At 67.1% G+C, this 13,963-nt stretch carries 15 protein-coding genes; 10 read left to right on the top strand and 5 right to left on the bottom strand.

Features of this window, described 5'->3' with window-relative positions:
* Positions 1-122: 122 nt before the first annotated feature.
* On the bottom strand, positions 123-437 hold the full coding sequence (locus ACNQPB_RS08050; protein WP_498750625.1) for a hypothetical protein: 315 nt from the start codon (positions 435-437) through the stop codon (positions 123-125).
* 118 nt (positions 438-555) lie between these two features.
* Here ACNQPB_RS08050 and ACNQPB_RS08045 point away from each other — a divergent pair, with 118 nt between their 5' ends.
* Both ACNQPB_RS08045 and ACNQPB_RS08040 read left to right on the top strand, forming a co-directional pair.
* Entirely contained in the window at positions 556-1,401 is an 846-nt protein-coding gene (locus ACNQPB_RS08045; protein WP_498750624.1) for a DUF1684 domain-containing protein, read from the top strand.
* A gap of 19 nt (positions 1,402-1,420) precedes the next feature.
* Entirely contained in the window at positions 1,421-2,077 is a 657-nt protein-coding gene (locus tag ACNQPB_RS08040; protein ID WP_498750622.1) for a LysE family translocator, read from the top strand.
* Positions 2,078-2,088: 11 nt separating this feature from the next.
* Here ACNQPB_RS08040 and ACNQPB_RS08035 read toward each other — a convergent pair whose 3' ends face one another.
* Complete coding sequence (locus ACNQPB_RS08035) at positions 2,089-3,354, bottom strand: acyl-CoA dehydrogenase family protein (protein ID WP_498750620.1); 1,266 nt, start codon at positions 3,352-3,354, stop codon at positions 2,089-2,091.
* A complete protein-coding gene (locus ACNQPB_RS08030) occupies positions 3,351-4,142 on the bottom strand; it encodes a 3-hydroxyacyl-CoA dehydrogenase (RefSeq protein ID WP_498750618.1) in 792 nt (263 codons plus the stop codon). Before ACNQPB_RS08030 ends, ACNQPB_RS08035 begins: the two co-directional genes overlap by 4 nt.
* Before the next feature lie 81 nt (positions 4,143-4,223).
* Between ACNQPB_RS08030 and ACNQPB_RS08025 the strand changes: the two genes are divergently transcribed.
* Complete coding sequence (locus tag ACNQPB_RS08025; protein WP_498750617.1) at positions 4,224-5,336, top strand: glycoside hydrolase family 76 protein; 1,113 nt, start codon at positions 4,224-4,226, stop codon at positions 5,334-5,336.
* Here the strand turns inward: ACNQPB_RS08025 and ACNQPB_RS08020 are convergent, their stop codons facing one another.
* Positions 5,337-5,945, bottom strand: coding sequence for a YdeI/OmpD-associated family protein (locus tag ACNQPB_RS08020; RefSeq protein ID WP_498750615.1), 609 nt, complete (start codon positions 5,943-5,945; stop codon positions 5,337-5,339).
* Positions 5,946-6,003: 58 nt separating this feature from the next.
* Between ACNQPB_RS08020 and ACNQPB_RS08015 the strand changes: the two genes are divergently transcribed.
* The 7 genes from ACNQPB_RS08015 to tgt all read left to right on the top strand — a co-directional run bounded on the left by ACNQPB_RS08015 (position 6,004) and on the right by tgt (position 12,318).
* Positions 6,004-6,696 (top strand): VOC family protein, encoded by a 693-nt coding sequence (locus tag ACNQPB_RS08015; protein ID WP_498750613.1) that lies wholly within the window; start codon positions 6,004-6,006, stop codon positions 6,694-6,696.
* Between the two features lie 125 nt (positions 6,697-6,821).
* The gene (locus ACNQPB_RS08010; protein WP_498750612.1) at positions 6,822-7,946 is read left to right on the top strand and encodes a ring-opening amidohydrolase; all 1,125 of its coding nucleotides are present in this window, start codon (positions 6,822-6,824) and stop codon (positions 7,944-7,946) included.
* 96 nt (positions 7,947-8,042) lie between these two features.
* A complete protein-coding gene (locus ACNQPB_RS08005) occupies positions 8,043-8,444 on the top strand; it encodes a hypothetical protein (RefSeq protein ID WP_498750610.1) in 402 nt (133 codons plus the stop codon).
* 70 nt (positions 8,445-8,514) lie between these two features.
* Complete coding sequence (locus ACNQPB_RS08000) at positions 8,515-9,054, top strand: NUDIX hydrolase family protein (RefSeq protein WP_498750608.1); 540 nt, start codon at positions 8,515-8,517, stop codon at positions 9,052-9,054.
* 99 nt (positions 9,055-9,153) lie between these two features.
* The gene (locus tag ACNQPB_RS07995; RefSeq protein ID WP_498750606.1) at positions 9,154-10,173 is read left to right on the top strand and encodes a DUF6707 family protein; all 1,020 of its coding nucleotides are present in this window, start codon (positions 9,154-9,156) and stop codon (positions 10,171-10,173) included.
* A gap of 69 nt (positions 10,174-10,242) precedes the next feature.
* Positions 10,243-10,965, top strand: coding sequence for an SRPBCC family protein (locus tag ACNQPB_RS07990; RefSeq protein WP_498750604.1), 723 nt, complete (start codon positions 10,243-10,245; stop codon positions 10,963-10,965).
* Between the two features lie 51 nt (positions 10,966-11,016).
* On the top strand, positions 11,017-12,318 hold the full coding sequence (gene tgt, locus ACNQPB_RS07985; RefSeq protein WP_498750731.1) for a tRNA guanosine(34) transglycosylase Tgt: 1,302 nt from the start codon (positions 11,017-11,019) through the stop codon (positions 12,316-12,318).
* 89 nt (positions 12,319-12,407) lie between these two features.
* Here the strand turns inward: tgt and ACNQPB_RS07980 are convergent, their stop codons facing one another.
* Positions 12,408-13,775 carry an MFS transporter gene (locus ACNQPB_RS07980; protein WP_498750602.1) on the bottom strand — a complete coding sequence of 456 codons (1,368 nt, stop codon included), beginning with the start codon at positions 13,773-13,775 and terminating at the stop codon, positions 12,408-12,410.
* Positions 13,776-13,963 lie beyond the last annotated feature (188 nt).

Below are 13,963 nucleotides of genomic sequence, written 5' to 3'. Positions count from 1 at the left end.
ACATGGGTGGTGGCCCGTACACTGCGCTGGATACTGTGAGCCGGATTACTGGTTCCCGAAAATCCTACCCGCAGGGATCCGGGCCGCCCCAATGTGTCTCGTAAGGTGGTCAGGCCCCGTGGTCAGACCACCGGGTCCGCGGCCCGCCGGGGAACCTGCGGCAGGACAACCTGCCCGCCGGCGAGGTCCACACCGTGCCCGCCCGGGCCTTCCGAATACACCTCGTGCCTCTTCTGTTTCATATCCTCCCGTGCCGCTGCAGCCTCGACCTTCGTCGGCGCACCGGTGGCCGGATCGATCATGCCCAGCACACTCGCGAACGTGCCGGCGGCTCCCTTCGCCAGGCCGCCGCGCGAGACCATCCGCGTCCCGGCCCAGATCGCCGCGAGCACCACGCCCACACAGAGCAGCCCGGTCACCACCGCATCAATCCCCATGCTCCCGAGCGTACGCCCGGGGACGCCGCTTCACCACGGCCGTTTCCGGCGGCTTGGCGGGAATGCCACCATCCGGTGCATGGTTGAAGGCAGCAGACTGATACCAACCGGAGGAACCATGACCGCAACAGCACCCGCCGAGGCCCAGATCGAACGGTGGCAGCGGTTCCGCAGCAGCCGCAACACCGCCCTCGCAAGCCCGCACGGCTGGCTGACGCTCACGTCGTTCCAGTGGCTGGAATCCCAGCCGTCCGCCGTCGAACTCGCCCCGGGGCTCTGGTCCACGGACGGCACGACGGCGACCCTCACCGCCAGCGCCGCCGATGGCCTCACGCTCGTGGAGACCGGCGAGCCGGTGGACGGCACCATCACGGCCGTGCTGCAGGACGAGGAATCCCTCATGTGGGTGCAGTACGGCGGCCCGGACGGCAAGCAGGTGGTGGTGGAACTGGCCATGCGCGCCGACAAGTACGCCATCCGTACCCGGGACGACGCCTCGCCCGTGCTCACGGAGTTCGACGGCGTCCCCACTTTCGACTACAACCCGGACTGGGTGGTCACTGGCCGCTTCGAGGCCTACCCGGAACCCGTGGATGTGCCGATCAGCACGGCGAATCCCCTGGTGGACGGCGTGCACCGCTCGGTGGGCGAGCTCGTGTTCCGGGTGCCCGGCCTTCCGCACGAGGTCCGGCTGCACGCCGAAGAGGAAAAGCTCGGCGCCCTCAACGTCACTTTCCACGACGAGACGAACGGCAACACCACGGACGAATGGCGCAAGGTCTTCGTGCCGCGCCCGCGCGTGGATGCTTCCGGAACAGCGTCCGTGGTGGTCGATTTCAACCGCGCCATCAACTACCCCAGCGCCTTCACGCCGTACGGCACCTGCCCGATGCCCGTCGTCGGAAACTCGATCGACGTGGCAGTGGAGGCAGGCGAAAAGCTGCCGTCCGGGCGGGTGATCTGAGCGCCCTTATTCTTGGAGGGTGAACCTTCAGGAATCCCTCCTCGGCTACGCGGCGATCGCCGCCCTCATCACCGTCATTCCGGGCACGGACACCGCCCTGGTGCTGCGGTATTCGATCGCCCAGGGCCGCCGCCACGCCTACATGGCGTCCTTCGGGATGATCGCCGGGGCCTTCGTGTGGGGCGCCGCCGCGGCCACCGGGGTTTCCGCGCTGCTGACAGTCTCCACCGTGGCCTACGATGTGCTGCGACTGGGCGGCGCCGCATACATGCTGTGGCTGGGGATCGGGCTCTGGCGCGCCTCCCTGAAGAAGTCCGACGCCGAACTCCCGCCAGGTGCCTTGCCGCACCTGAGCCTTGAGCCGCTGCGCCGGACCTGGCTGAAGGGCTTCGTGTCCAACCTGCTCAACCCGAAATACGGCATGTTCTGCATCGCCGTCATCCCGCAGTTCCTGGTGCCCAGCGTGCCAGCCGTCTGGATGGGCCTGCTGCTCTCCGTGGTGAGCAACCTCGAGGCCGTGGTGTGGTTCGCGGTCATCATTTCGGCAGCCCAGTTCTTCCGGAAGTGGCTGCAGGGTGCATCGTTCCGCCGCTGGATCGACCGCGTCACCGGCACCGTGCTGGGGACCTTCGGTGTGGTGGCCATCGTGGAGACCTTCGCTCCGCGCCACGCCTGAGGTTACGGCTTTCACACGATCGCGGACACCCCCGTGATGTTGCGGCCCACGATCAGCGAGTTGATCTCGAAGGATCCTTCGTAGGTGTAGATGGCCTCGGCGTCGGCGAAGATCTTGGCCATCCGGTAGTCCGTGATGATGCCGTTGCCGCCCAGGATGGACCGGCCCATCGCAACCGTTTCCCGCATCCGTGCGCTGCAGTAGGACTTGGCCAACGCCACTTGAGCCATGCTCGCCCCGCCGTGCCGCTCCCCCTTCGCGTCGACATAGGCATCTTCCTGGAGCTGGGCGATCCTGGCCATCATGCCCATGCTCGCCACCGCATTGCCGAGCATGTCCACCAATTGCTGCTGGATCAGCTGGAACTTGGCCAGCGGGCGGCCGAACTGCATACGTTCCAAGGCGTACTGCCGGGCGACGTCGAACGCCGCCAGCTGCTGGCCCACCGCCTGCCAGGCCACCATGAGGCGCGAACCGCGCAGCAGGTAATTCGTGTCGGTGAAGCTGCTGATCCCGGCGAAGCGGTCCGCCTCGGCGATCCGCACGTCCTTGAAGGTGATGTTGGCGTTCTGCACGGTGCGCAGCGCGATCTTGTTCTCGATCTTGCTGCGCATCACGCCGGGGAGATTGCCGTTCACGATGAAGGCCCTGATCACCTTGTTCCCGGCGTCGAGCTCCGCTTCGTCGAGGGCCCAGACCAGCATGTGGTCGCAGAACGTCCCGTTCCCGATCCAGCGCTTGGCGCCGTTGAGCACCCAGTGCCCGCCGCCGTCGTCGGCTGTTCCGGAAGTCCCGTCTCCGGCAACCCGGCGCGCGGTGGTCTGCAGGCCGCCGGCCACATCCGATCCGTGCTCCGGTTCGGTCAGCGCGAAGGCGCCGGTGGTGCGGAGGTTGGAGGCGTCGTCGAGGTAGCGGTCCTGCTGTTCCTTGGACCCGAATTCGAAGAGCGACTCGACGAAGAGGTCGTGGTGAACCATGAAGAAGGTGGCGATCGAGGTGTCCACGCGGGTCATTTCGGCGATGACCAGCCCCGCGAAGAGGTTGCTGTAGCCGCGGTGGGTGGGGGTGCTGAGCCGAAGCCCGCCGAGCTTGGGCAGCAGGTGCGTGGGGAACTCGGCCTTGTTCCACCAGTCGTTGGCGTAGGGCGCGACCTCCGCGGCCAGGAACTCGCGCACTTCCTGGAGCTTGCGCTGTTCCTGGACGCTGAGCAGGGACTCGAAGTCGAAGAAATCTGCCGAAGGCAGAGACCCAGCGAGTTCCGTGTTGTCCGGGCTCATTTCGGGGCCATCCGGATGGCGCCGTCCAGGCGGATGGTTTCGCCGTTGAGCATGGCGTTCTCCACGATGTGTGCCACGAGGTTGGCGTACTCGGCGGGACGGCCGAGACGGGCGGGGTGCGGGACCTGCTGGCCAAGGGAATCCTGGGCGTCCTGCGGGAGCCCGGCCAGCATGGGGGTTTCGAAGATGCCCGGGGCGATGGCCATGACCCGGATCAGCGAGCGCGCCAGTTCCCGGGCCACCGGGAGGGTCATTGCGGCGACGGCGCCCTTGGACGCGGCGTAGGCGGGCTGGCCGATCTGCCCGTCGAACGCGGCCACCGAGGCGGTGTTGATAATGACGCCGCGCTCCGGGCCGCCAAGCTCCGTAGATACGGGCTCGGTGGAGGCCATGGCGGCGGCGGCGAGCCGGATGACGTTGAAGGTGCCCACGAGGTTGATCTGGATGACCTTGTTGAATGCCTCCAGCGGCAGCACGCCGTCGCGGCCCAGCACCTTGCCCGGGGTCGCGACGCCGGCGCAGTTCACCACGATGCGCAGCGGTCCCACTCCCGTGGCGGCGTCGACGGCGGCCTGCACCTGGGTTTCATCGGTCACGTCGGCGGGGACGAACACTGCCTTGGAGCCCGAGCCGGAGCTGTTCAGCTCCGCCGCAACGGCGTCGCCCGCCGAGGACGGAAGGTCGACGAGCACCACGGAGGCTCCGGCGTCGAACAGTCTCTTCGCTGTCGCAGCCCCCAGGCCCGACGCCCCGCCGGTGACCAGTGCCACCGCGCCCTTGATGTCCATCCATCCTCCTCGATGCAAGCCATTGCGTTAATGCATGTTAACTGAATCACATGGATTGCGCAGCGGGATACCCTTGGAACCATGTCCGCCGAGACCAGGCCGCAGGAACGGGCAACCCGCGCCGATCAAGCCGCGCGCTCCGTCACCCGGACGTTCGGCAAGCGGCTGCTCTTCCTCCCCGGCACGCACATCGGCGCCTCCGCCAAGCCGCAGCGGCCCCTCGATGTAGTCCTGAAGCCGTGGAACTACTGGTGGCAGGCCCACTACGTGGACTGCCTGGTCGATACCGGCCGCCGCGAGCTCGCCTCCGGGGTGAAGTTCGACGGCGCCTCCCGTCCGAGTGCCGGGCGCCTGGCCTCGCGGCTGGTCACCACCGTCCGGCTGCGGAACTTCCTGCGCTTCGTCAACAGCTACTTCGACGACATGGCCTGGCTCGCCCTGGCCACCCTGCGCCTTGAGGAGTTGGCGGAAGCCACACGGAAACCAGGCCGCCGCCGCAACGCAAGGGTCCGCGAAAGCCTTACCCTGCAGTTCGATTCCGCCTCCACGGATGACCTGGGTGGCGGCATCTTCTGGAACACCACACGCGACTTCAAGAACACCCCGGCCACCGCGCCCGTCGCCCTCTACTACGCACGCACGGGCCGGCCGGAACAGGCACAGCGGCTCCTGGACTGGCTCAATGCCCGACTCTTCGACACGGAAAAGGGTCTCTACCTGGACGGCCTGCGGATCCACGGCCCGAACGCCGCGCTCGTGGCCGACATCTACAGCTACAACCAGGGCCCCGTGCTCGGCGCCATGCTGGAACTCGGCGGCGAGGAGAACCTGCGCCGCGCCGCAGCGCTCATCGACGCCGTCGCCCGGCAGCTGACATTCCAGGGAACCAGCGTTTTAAGGTGCCACGGCCACGGCGACGGCGGCCTTTTCACCGGGATCCTGCTCCGTTACCTGGCCCTCGCCGCAGCCGACGGGCACCTGCCGCAGGACGCAAAGAAGGCGGCCCGGGCAATGGTGCTCGATACGGCGGAAGCCCTGTGGAACGGCCGAACGGAAAGAGCCCCCGGAACTCCCGTCTTCTCCAGCGACCCCCTGCGCCCGGCGAACGAAACGTACCCGGCGGGCTCCGCCGTCGAGCTTTCCACCCAGCTGCAGGCGTGGATGGCACTCGAGGCGGCGGCGAGCCTGCAATAACTATGGGCGCGGCGGCGTCTCCGGCATCTTCTTCTGCGGATACGGCGCCTCGTGCCGGGCCAGCATCTCCACGAAGCCGGCGATCTTCCGGGCCCGGGTCTCGGCCCGTTTGACGGAGTTGGTCCGGTAAATCAGCGCGTAGCGGTTCACGGAGGTGAGGACGTCGAACATGGCCTGCGCCTCCGGAACGGCGGCGATCGCTTGGGCGAGGTCGGACGGAACTTCCGCGCCCGCCTGCCCTGAATAGGCTTTGTCCCAGCGGCCGTCGGCCTTGGCGGCTTCGACGGCGGCCCGGCCGGCGTCGTGCATCTTTCCGGCGGCTTCCAGGCGGGCGATGTGGCCGGTGTTCCGCTCCGACCAGGGGCTGCGCGGGCCGCGCCGGGTCATGCGCTGGAAGGTACTTTCCGCGTCGCGCCGCCTCGCCTGCCCGTCGATCCAGCCGAAGCAGAGCGCCTCGTCCAGGGCGGCGTCGTAGTCGAGCTCGGTGACGCTGCCGCCCTTCTTGTGCAGGACCAGCCAGACGCCAGGGCTGCTGCTGTGGTTCGCCTCCAGCCAGGCTCGCCATTCCGCGGCGTCCTTGACCAGCAGTTCTTCGAGTTCAACGGCCATGCGCCCATTCTGCCCCGTCGCCTCCTGCACGGAAGCCCGCCGCGCGTAGGCTGAAGCCATGCTTCGTGTCCGACCCATCCATTTCACCGCCCGTCCCGACGCCTGGGAGCCCCTGCTGGCCGCCCTGGGCATGATCAAGACCGTGGACGACGGCGACCGGCGCGAGTTCGACGCCGGCTCCGGCCGTCTCGCCCTGCACCGGGTCTCGGAAGACCGGACCACGGCGGATTCGGGCGGGGGCGGCACCACCGTCTTCAGCGTCGAGGTGGGTGACCTCGCCGAGTTCGCCCGCCGCACCATGGCGGACGGCACCCGGGCCGAGGTCATCGACGCCCCGCACGGGACCACCGTGCAGGTCACGGCGGAGGACGGCTTCACGTTCCTCGCGGACAAAGCCGCACACGGCGCCGTGTGCGCGGACGCGGACCCGGCGCTGGCCGTCGTCGGGATCTGGCTGACGCCCGGCGTCGAAAGGGCCGCGCAGGAACTGCGCAACATCGGCGCCCGGCCCCGCCTGGAAACCCCGGACGGGGCGGACTTCAGCACCAAGAACGGCGGGATCCTGGCCGTCCGCTCCGCTCCGCGGACGCAGAGCGGCGGCCTCGAATTCGAGTACGACGCCGGCCTGGAGGGTTTGCGGGAGCGGCTCGCCGGCGCAGGCGTTCCGGTCCGGGACGAAGGCGGGGCGCTGCTGGTGGCGACGCCGGACGGCGGTGAGCTCGTGGTCCGGCAGGGGCCGGGCGGCCGCTGAGGCTCTGAAGCCAGGCCGACCAGCCCTCAAGCATCTTCCAAATTTCCGCATCTTGGAGTATGTTTTTCACACCCTGATAAGTCCATGCCGAGACGACGCGGGCCCCACGGCGGAAAGGTGTCCCCATGTACGAGGATGGAGCCCCATTGTCGGTTGACGCGTTTCGCGCGCCCATGGGTCATACCCGCGACGTCTCAGGACTGACCGCACTGGTGCGGGAGGGACGCCTGCGAGCTGACGACATCGTGGCCGTCACGGGAAAGACGGCGGGCTGGGGCAGCAATTATGATGCGAGCCGCGTCGATGCCGATCAGGCGGTCCGTCGGTTCTTGCTTGAGCATGGCACCCGCTCAGCGGCGGAAGTCGAGGCCGTACCGATGGCTTTCAGCGCAGGCGTGGGAACGATCATGACCCCCCACATTGTCGTCTTCACCCGGACGACGGCGGCACCCGCCGGCGACGGCTTGCCGCGCCTGGCGTTCGGCAAGGCGGCTTCCGAGACGATCCTGCCGGAGTGGATAGGCACCGCACGGCACGTGAAGGCCAACGCACAGGCGGTTTCGGATGCGGCCGAGGACGCAGGGATGAGCCCTGCCGACGTCGAGTTCGTCATCGGGAAGTCGTACTACCCGGCTCCGGAGGACATGGCGGCCGCACGAGCCTCCGGAAAGCCGATCCCGGAGTTCACTGCCCAGGAGATCTTCCGGCTGTCCAGCGGCAGCATCGCCCACGGAGTGAAGGTGGCCGTCGACGGCGCCCCCTACCCCCACCCCGACGACATCGGCACGAACCCCGCCCTCTGGTCCGACAGGGTCGCGGTGTCATCGAACGCGTGGGAAGGGATTGGCGGCACCGGGCCGAAGTCGCACCTGATGGTGATCGGAAACCGGCAGGGCGCGGGAGGCCGTTTGCGCGTCGGACGCGCCGTGTTCGAGGACCTGCTCGACGTCGGCGCCGTTTCCCGGGCCGTTCGCAACGCCGGCATTCCCGTGGGCGATGGCCCGCTGCCGCCCCACGTTTCGTCCCGAATCGTCGCGACGTACATCAAGTACCAGGAACCGGTCGACGGAAAGCTTCGTGGCCGTCGGCTGGTCACCGAGGACCCGAGCTACGTCAAAAGCCTCAAGACCGTCGTCGCAAGCGCGTTCTCTGCCATGCTCCAGGACAACATGATCTGGATCTCCGCCGGTGGCGTTCAGCAGGGTCCGCCCGGCGGAGGGACCCTGGCAATTGTTCTCGACGTGAGCTGAACCAACGGACCCGAAACCGCCCCTTGACCATCCGGCGCGACGGTGCCGTAATGAAAATGTCCATGGTGCGGCACCTCCGGATGTCTGGGGCGCCCCGTGGCAACCATGGCGCAGGATGCCATGCGGGCAGCAGAGGAGGACACCGTGGGGATACTGGATTCCATTTCCAAGGGGATGCAGGTGGTTGATGGCTCGGGGAAAGTCATCGGCAGGGTGGAGGAAGTCGTTCCGCCCAACGAAAAGGCGGAGATCTTCGAAGAAGCCGTCGTCGGATCCGAGCCGGACTTGCTCACGCTCGGGCTGAACTCCGTCTTCGGCAGGGAACCGAAAGTCCCTGAGCTGATGGCGCGGCGGCTGTTCCACTCCGGCTACATCAAGATCGATTCCCGCGGCTTCCTGGCCGGCGACACCTACGCGGCCGCGGACACCATCAGCCGCGTCGAAGAAGGGAAGCTGTACCTGAGCCTCACCCGGCACGAACTGTCCACCCAGGTCTGAGCCCTGCCGTTTTGGCAGGGCCAGCAGCCAAACACGGCCTGCCGGGCGGCGGATACGGTAGAACTTAACCATGAACCTGCGCACCCCCGATCCCAACCCCGGCTGGCTGTCCCCCGAGGACCTGTTCGAGGCGCGCGGCCGCCTCCCCATGGTCTATGTGGAAGCGGTTCCGGTCCGGCTGGATCCGCTGGGGTTCGTCAACGAGGTGGGAACGCTCCTGCAGGGCGACGCCGACGGCAACATGGTGCGCTACCTCGTTTCCGGCCGCGTTCTGTACCGCGAGACCATCCGGGCCGCGTTGCTGCGCCACATTGAAAAGGACCTCGGCCCGCTGGCCTTCCCGCAGCTGCCCATCAGCCCCGTGCCGTTCACCGTGGCCGAGTACTTCCCCGCACCTTCCCAGACCGGGTTCACGGACGACCGCCAGCACGCGGTGTCCCTGGTCTACGTGATCCCGGTGACCGGCGAGTGCGACCCGCGCCAGGATGCTCTCGAGCTGACCTGGATGACCCCGGATGAAGTGCTCAGCGAGGAAGTCCAGCAGGAGTTCGACGGCGGCCGCGGCAACTTGGTGCGCCAGGCCCTCGCGTTCGCCGGGGTCGGCATCTAGCCGGGACTGCGCCTTTCCACATACCCGGAAAGCCTCCCGCGCCCGGGCCCGCCCGTTCTATAGACTGGTGGGCGGACCCCAAGCAAAGGATTTTTGGCGATGACCCACAGCCCGGCCGATCAGCAATACCGTGAAAAGCAGGCCGGGGCCCTGCAGCCCGGTGATTACGTCTTCCTCCCGGGCAACGGCCCCGCGGAAGAGATCACCGGGATCGAGCTCGAATACGACGACTTCGGCGTGCCCGCCCTCGTCCTCGTGACCACCGCCGACGGCGGCCGCGTCCGCATCGCCTTTTCCTCCGCCGTCCCCGTGGGCGAACCCGGCACTGCAAAACCCGGCACCGAGCAACCCGCCGTTGAGAAACCCGCCGGTGAGGCGCCCGACGCCGGCAGCGGGATTTCCGGGGACCCCGCACCTTCCGGCGAGCTCCCGACGGCGGCCGCACCCGCCGTCGTCGTCCCGCCGCTTCCTGCCACTCCCCCGTCGAACGCGCCGACCGCGGCCCAGCTGGCACTGATCCCCGCACCGTCCGGCACCCCGGAGGCCGTGATCGCCGCCGCAGCCGAGGCACACCCGGGGCGCAACGGCGTCGCGGTGCTGAGCGAACGCCTGGTCAAGGGCGTCAACACCAAGTCCGGCAGCTGCCTGCGCGACATCAGCGACCTCGCGCACGACCTCTTCATCCAGCTCCGCGATCCGGACAACGCCCTCGCCGTCGCCGACCTGCTGAATGTGCTGCCCTTTGACGGCAACCGGGACCGCTGGGCCTCGGTGGAACGTGCCCTGGCGCTGTCCAGCTTCATCTGCCGGGAACTCGGGCAGGAGGAACGTGCCGGCGTCTACGCCCAGCTGCTGCAGGCCCCGGATTCCCTGGAGACCGATCCGTTCCGGGCCAGGATCGCCGCGCGGGTCCGCCAGCGAGCGCTCAACGAACCGAACCTGTACGACAAGGAAATCTTCCGCTCCATCGACAACGGCAACCACGATGCCGAACGCGAATGGCGGCTGCTGCGCTTCGAGTCGCTGCTCTTCCTGCGCGCCCACGGCGGTTCGGAGACCCTGCGGATCAGCGAACTGGACCACCGCCTGGCCAGCGAGCTCGAAGCGGTCCGCGCCTAGTCCCCACCAGCCCGGCAGCTGTGCTGTCAAGGCTGTTGCCGCCACCCGAACGGGAGTAGATTCGGGGCCATGACGAACAATCTGAGCGTTGTGGTTAATGCCGACGCGCAGCAAGTTTGGACCATGCTGCGCGAACCATCGCGGGTAGCCCAGTGGCACGGCTGGGAAGCCGACGATCTCAGTGAAGAAATCAACCAGATCTATTTCAGCTCCAACGTGGTCGAGGGCCCTGACCATACGAGCCTCACCGTGAATGGCGGGGACGTCTTCGAGCTGCACCCGGTCACCGGCGGCACCGAGGTGCGGGTCACCCGGGCCGCGCTGGACCACAATTCGGAGTGGGCCGAGTGGGACGAGGACATCACCCAGGGCTGGCTGACGTTCCTCCAGCAGCTGCGTTTCGCGCTGGAACGGCACCCGCACGGGCACCGGCGCACGCATTTCGTCTCCTTGCCGGGCGGCGGATCGGCCATCGAAAGGCTGGGCCTGAACGAACTGCCGGCACCGGGCGAAGAATACGAACTGACCCTGCCTACCGGCGAGGCGATCTCCGGCAGGGTGTGGTTCCGCAGCAGGCACCAGGTGGGGGTCACCGTGCACAGTTACGCCGAACACGGCGAGGGGCTGCTGATCGTGGCCGAACAGCAGGCCATCCCGGAGAAGAGGCCCGACGGCGGCGCCATGGTGATCGCGTCCACCTACGATCTCGGGGCGCAACAGCTCGAGTCGGTCCGCTCCCACTGGGACGGCTGGAAGGCTGAGAAGTACCCCACAGAGGTACCCGCGCACTGACGTTACACGGCAATCGGCTGGCAGACTGTAACGGTGCCAGCCGATTCCGTCCTGCCTGATACCCACGCCGTTGCCGGTTCCCCCCTGCCCTTCGCGGAGCGCCAGTCCGAGTTCTCGTTCTCGGTGCGGACGCGCCTTGCCGAGAGCTGCGTGCCAACGGCCGGGCAGCGGGACGGCAACGGAGGCGAATTCCTTGGCCGCACCGGAACCATCACCACGCCGCACGGGACCATCCAGACGCCCGCGTTCATCGCCGTCGGGACCAAAGCCACGGTGAAGGCCGTGCTGCCCGAGTCCATCCGTGGCTTCGGTGCACAGGCCGTCCTGTCCAACGCCTACCACCTGTACCTGCAACCGGGCCCGGAAATCCTCGACGCCGCCGGGGGCCTCGGCGCGTTCATGAACTGGGACGGGCCCACCTTCACGGACTCCGGCGGCTTCCAGGTGATGAGCCTGGGCTCGGGCTTCAAGAAGGTCATCGACATGAAATCCGTGGACGCTTCCGGCCCGGACGATGCCGTGGCGCCCGGAAAGGAACGCCTGGCCCACGTGGACGAGGAAGGCGTCTGGTTCAAGTCGCACCTGAACGGGGACAGGCACCGCTTCTCGCCGGAGATCTCCATGCGGGTGCAGCACCAGATCGGCGCGGACATCATGTTCGCCTTCGACGAGCTGACCACCCTGCAGAATTCCCGCGCCTACCAGGAAGAATCCTTGGAGCGCACCCGGCGCTGGGCCGAACGCTGCGTCACCGAGCACCGTCGGCTCACTCTTTCCCGGGCGGGGAAACCGTACCAGGCCCTGTTCGGCGTCATCCAGGGCGCCCAGTACGAGGACCTGCGCCGCAAGGCCTGCCGGGACCTTGGGGCGATGGACTTCGACGGCTTCGGAATCGGCGGCGCGCTGGAGAAGGAAAACCTGGGCACGATTGTGCGCTGGTGCAACGAGGAGCTGCCGGAAAACAAGCCGCGGCACCTGCTGGGCATCTCTGAACCGGACGACATCTTCACGGCAATCGAAAACGGCGCGGACACCTTCGACTGCGTCTCCCCCACCCGGGTGGCCCGCAACTCGGCGTTCTACACGGCGGACGGCCGCTTCAACCTCTCCGGCGCGAAGTACAAGGCCGACTTCGGGCCTCTGCAGGACGGCTGCGACTGCTACACCTGCCTGAACTATTCCAGGGCCTACATCCACCACCTGTACAAGGCCAAGGAAATGCTCTCGGCCACGCTGATCTCCATCCACAACGAACGTTTCGTTGTCAGGATGGTGGACGACGCCCGCCAGGCCATCGAATCCGGGGACTTCTTCGAGTTCAAGGCCGAAACGCTCGCGCGGTACTACTCGTAACACCTAACGTGTGAGGCCCGCTTTACGTCCTTTCGCCGCGGCAAAGGACGTAAAGCGGGCCTCACAACGGGGAGCTCCCATGAAAAGGGCTAGGCGTCGATGAGTTCCTTCTTGTCGAACGCGCCGCCCTGCTCGGCGTCCAGGTGCGTGGCCTTCTTGTTCTTCAGGGCAAAGATGTAGACCAGCAGGGACAGGAAGATCGCCACGGTCACGTAGGTGAAGAAGAGGTCTTCGCGCCCTGCCTTCTGGAACGCGGCCCCGATCAGCGGCACCGTGCCGCCGAAGAGCGAGTTGGCGATCGCGTAGCCCAGGCCTACGCCCAAGGCACGGATCGATGCGGGGAAGAGCTCGGCCTTCACCAGGGCGTTGATGGAGGTGTAGCCGCCGACAATCAGCAGCCCGCCCATCATCAGCAGGAACGCTGTGAAGGGATCCTTGGTGCCGGCCAGGGTGGAGAGCAGCGGCCAAGTGAAGAGGACACCGGTCACACCGAACCAGACGAGCAGCGGCTTGCGGCCGATCTTGTCCGAGATCAGGCCATAGACCGGCTGGAGCAGCATGAAGATGAACAGCGCCCAGAAGTTGATCACCGAGGTGTCCGTCTTGGCGATGCCGGAGGTATCGTTCATGAACTTCAGGATGAAGTTGGTGTAGGTGTAGAACGCCATGGTGCCGCCCATGGTGACGCCGATGCAGATCAGCAGGGGCTTCCAGTACTTGGTGAACAGCAGCTTCATGGTGCCCGGCTGCGCCTCTCCGGGAACCCGGACGTGGGCGGCACGGATCTGGTCCGCCGAGACCGTCTCCTCCATGGAGCGCCGCAGCCACAGCACCACCAGCGCTGCCACGCCGCCGATCGCGAACGGAATGCGCCAGCCCCAGCCGGTCAGGGCCTCCTTGGCCATGGTGTTCTGCAGGATCACCAGCACCAGCAGGGCCAGCATCTGCCCGCCCACCAGGGTGACGTACTGGAAGCTGGAGAAGAAGCCGCGGCGCTTGGCGGTGGCGGCCTCGGACATGTAGGTGGCGCTGGTGCCGTATTCGCCGCCGACCGAGAAGCCCTGCAGCACCCGGATGAAGATCAGCAGGACCAGGGCCCAGATGCCGATTTCCTTTGTGGTGGGCAGGATCGCGATGGCGAAGGAACCGATGGACATCATGGTCACGCTGAGCGTCAGCGCGGCCTTGCGGCCCTTGCGGTCGGCGTAGCGGCCGAAGAACCAGCTGCCGATGGGCCGCATGAGGAACGACGTCGAGAAGACGGCCATCGCTTCGAGCCCGGCCTGCAGCTCGTCCTTGGAGTTGAAGAAGTGCGCCTGGAAGTAGGCGGCGAAGACCGTGTAGACGTACAGGTCGTACCACTCCACCAGGTTGCCCGCGGAGCCTTTGAGGATATTGCCCACGGCCCGGCGGGTCTGGGCCGACTCGCTTGGGGACGCTGATTGCTGAGTGTTCATCGGTGAACCTTCCTTGCGTGTGCGCCACCGTCGGCGCGTTTTACTGCATAAGTCCAACCGCAAAGCTAGTGCGTGATTCCGGGCACATCCACGCCGGGCGGCATTTCCTAACACTTCCTTAGGAATCGGCCGGGATCGCCGAAAGCATCGACCCGGGAGCGAAAAACCCGTGGAGGCGGTAAGGTCCA

The organism is Curtobacterium sp. LFS079 (assembly GCF_047977865.1).
In the GTDB taxonomy this organism is placed as follows: domain Bacteria; phylum Actinomycetota; class Actinomycetes; order Actinomycetales; family Micrococcaceae; genus Arthrobacter.
This window is presented reverse-complemented; position numbering and strand designations above follow the sequence as displayed.

Coding starts and splice junctions, on each gene's coding strand:
- ACNQPB_RS08050 (WP_498750625.1), bottom strand. CDS start 437: ATGGGGATTGATGCGGTGGTGACCGGGCTGCTCTGTGTGGGCGTGGTG.
- ACNQPB_RS08045 (WP_498750624.1), top strand. CDS start 556: ATGACCGCAACAGCACCCGCCGAGGCCCAGATCGAACGGTGGCAGCGG.
- ACNQPB_RS08035 (WP_498750620.1), bottom strand. CDS start 3,354: ATGAGCCCGGACAACACGGAACTCGCTGGGTCTCTGCCTTCGGCAGAT.
- ACNQPB_RS08030 (WP_498750618.1), bottom strand. CDS start 4,142: ATGGACATCAAGGGCGCGGTGGCACTGGTCACCGGCGGGGCGTCGGGC.
- ACNQPB_RS08025 (WP_498750617.1), top strand. CDS start 4,224: ATGTCCGCCGAGACCAGGCCGCAGGAACGGGCAACCCGCGCCGATCAA.
- ACNQPB_RS08020 (WP_498750615.1), bottom strand. CDS start 5,945: ATGGCCGTTGAACTCGAAGAACTGCTGGTCAAGGACGCCGCGGAATGG.
- ACNQPB_RS08015 (WP_498750613.1), top strand. CDS start 6,004: ATGCTTCGTGTCCGACCCATCCATTTCACCGCCCGTCCCGACGCCTGG.
- ACNQPB_RS08010 (WP_498750612.1), top strand. CDS start 6,822: ATGTACGAGGATGGAGCCCCATTGTCGGTTGACGCGTTTCGCGCGCCC.
- ACNQPB_RS08000 (WP_498750608.1), top strand. CDS start 8,515: ATGAACCTGCGCACCCCCGATCCCAACCCCGGCTGGCTGTCCCCCGAG.
- ACNQPB_RS07995 (WP_498750606.1), top strand. CDS start 9,154: ATGACCCACAGCCCGGCCGATCAGCAATACCGTGAAAAGCAGGCCGGG.
- ACNQPB_RS07990 (WP_498750604.1), top strand. CDS start 10,243: ATGACGAACAATCTGAGCGTTGTGGTTAATGCCGACGCGCAGCAAGTT.
- ACNQPB_RS07980 (WP_498750602.1), bottom strand. CDS start 13,775: ATGAACACTCAGCAATCAGCGTCCCCAAGCGAGTCGGCCCAGACCCGC.